1 protein-coding gene and 1 pseudogene are annotated in these 2,345 nt (G+C 69.3%); one reads left to right on the top strand and one right to left on the bottom strand.

Features of this window, described 5'->3' with window-relative positions:
* On the top strand, nt 1-1,751 hold a 1,751-nt coding region (locus Q8M88_RS16955; RefSeq protein WP_305598333.1), incomplete at its 5' end, for an ATP-binding protein.
* Between the two features lie 88 nt (nt 1,752-1,839).
* Here Q8M88_RS16955 and Q8M88_RS16950 read toward each other — a convergent pair.
* Nucleotides 1,840-2,345, bottom strand: a pseudogene (locus tag Q8M88_RS16950) (glutamine-synthetase adenylyltransferase); the annotation flags it as partial.

Below are 2,345 nucleotides of genomic sequence, written 5' to 3'. Positions count from 1 at the left end.
CCGCGGGCGGGGCCTTGCTGGCGCTGAGCGCCGCAGCGGCCGCGCCGTCCGAGGCCGCGACGACAGCCGAACGCCTGGTATGGCTGCTGGCGCCGCTGGCGGTGGCGTTCCTACTGGGCCTGCTGCTGATGATGCAGAGCCTTAAAGTCGAGCAGGCTCAGCGCGCCTACGCCGACAGCGAGCAGCGCTTCCGCCTGGCGGTGGAGGCGGCGCGCTGCGGCATTTGGGAATGGGACCTGGCCGCCGACCGCATGTTCATGTCAGACGTCACCGGCGCGATCTTTGGCTGGGGCGGCGGCGGGGTGGTCGAAGGCGCGCAGGTGCTGGAACGGGTCGCCGCCGACCACCGTTCGCGGCTCAAGGACGCCCTGGCCAGCGCCGCCAACTACGGCGCGTTCGACGTCTCCTTGCGCATCCCCAACCCCGAGGGCGGGCGCGCCACCTGGATCGACGCGCGCGGCCAGGCCTTCGGCCGTCGCCCCGGCGGCGGCTACGCCCAGATCATCGGTGTGGCGCTGGACGTCACCGAAGAACGCTACGCCCAGGCCCGCGCCCAGGCCGCCGAGAACCGCCTGCGCGACGCCATCGAGAGCGTGTCGGAGGCCTTCGTGCTGTGGGACCGCCGCGGCGCGCTGCTGATGTGCAACCAGAACTACCGCAACATGTTCGGCCTGGACGCCGCCATGCTGCGCCCCGGCGTCGCTCGCCAGAAGATCAACGCCATCGCCAACCTGGCCATCAAGCGCCAGATCCCGGCGTCGTCGGGCAAAGGCGAGCGCGAGGCCGAACTCACCGATGGCCGGTGGATCCAGATCTCCGAGCGGCGGACCGCCGACGGCGGGCTGGTGATGACCGCCGCCGACGTGACCACCATCAAGGTCCAGGAGGAGGCCCGCAGGCTGAACGAGGAGCAGCTGCAGCAGGCCGTGGTCGGGCTGGAGCACAGCCAGGAGCAGCTCTCCGAACTCGCCCGCAAGTACGAGGCCGAAAAGATCCGCGCCGAGACCGCCAACCGCGCGAAAAGCGAGTTCCTGGCCAACATGAGCCATGAGCTGCGCACCCCGCTGAACGCGGTGAACGGCTTCTCCGAGATCATGGTCGCGGAGATGTACGGCCCGATGGGCGACGCCCGGTACAAGGAATACGCCCAGGACATCCTGAACTCCGGCCAACACCTGTTGGCGCTGATCAACGACATCCTCGACATGTCGAAGATCGAGGCCGGCAAGATGAGCCTGAAGTTCGAGCCCCTGGCGCTGGAAGAGGTGGCCGAGGACGCCATCCGACTGGTCCGCAACCGCGCTGAATCGGCCGGCCTGACACTGGAGATGGAGCTGGCCTATCTACCCGAGGTCGAGGCTGACTACCGGGCGCTGAAGCAGGTGCTGCTCAACCTGTTGTCCAACGCCATCAAGTTCACGCCGCGTAGCGGGGTCATCCGCATCCATGCCGCGACGTCACGCGACTCCTTCGGCGAACGCGTGCGGGTCAGCGTCAGCGACACCGGCATCGGCATCGCCGCGGAGGACCTTGCACGGCTGGCGAAGCCGTTCGAGCAGATCGAGAACCAGCATTCGAAGACCCAGCAGGGCACGGGCCTGGGCCTCGCGCTGACCAAGTCGCTGGTGGAGATGCACGGCGGCGTGCTGGACATCAGCAGCGCCCCAGGGGAGGGCACCACCGTCAGCTTTGTCCTGCCGGTTCGCCAGGGGCGCGAAGGCCTGGCGGTGGCGGGCAGCGCGGCCGCCTGACTTCAAACCACAGACCATGCTCGAGCTTGCCCAAGCGCGCTGCCTTTCAGTGCTGACGCCCTCGCTGCAAGTGAGCGTCAGACCGGGCTTATGACGCCACCAGCGCGTCATAGGCCCGCCGGGCGTCCTTGCGCGCCTTGGTGAGCGCCGCCTTCAGGCCGCGAAAGTCACGTACGCCGCCGGCCCGCGCCAGCAGGGCGCGGAACGCCTTGGGCTCGGCGTCGGGATCGGGGTCGTCGCCTAGGGCGACCTTGAGCAGTTGCGTCAGGTCCTGTTGCAGCTTCCACGCCCGTTCCAGCACTGCCAACGGTGCGGCGGGCGCGAGGCCGAGCTCCCGCAACGCCGCCAGCGCCTCGGCGGTGTTGGGCTTCAGCGGTCCTCTATCGGCAGCGTGGACGAGCTGCAGGTACTGGGCGGCGAACTCCACGTCGACCAGGCCGCCAGGCGACAGCTTCAGGTCCCACGGTCCCTTGGGCGGGCGTTCCTCTTCCAGCAGCTTGCGCATGTCGCGTACGTCGGCTGCCGTGCGCGCCCGGTCGCGTGGACGGCGCAGTACGGCCTCGATGGCGGCCTGAGCCTCGGCGGCGAAGGCCT

Origin of the sequence: Phenylobacterium sp. (genome assembly GCF_030693805.1) — a bacterium.
Taxonomy (GTDB): Bacteria; Pseudomonadota; Alphaproteobacteria; order Caulobacterales; family Caulobacteraceae; genus Phenylobacterium.
This window is presented reverse-complemented; position numbering and strand designations above follow the sequence as displayed.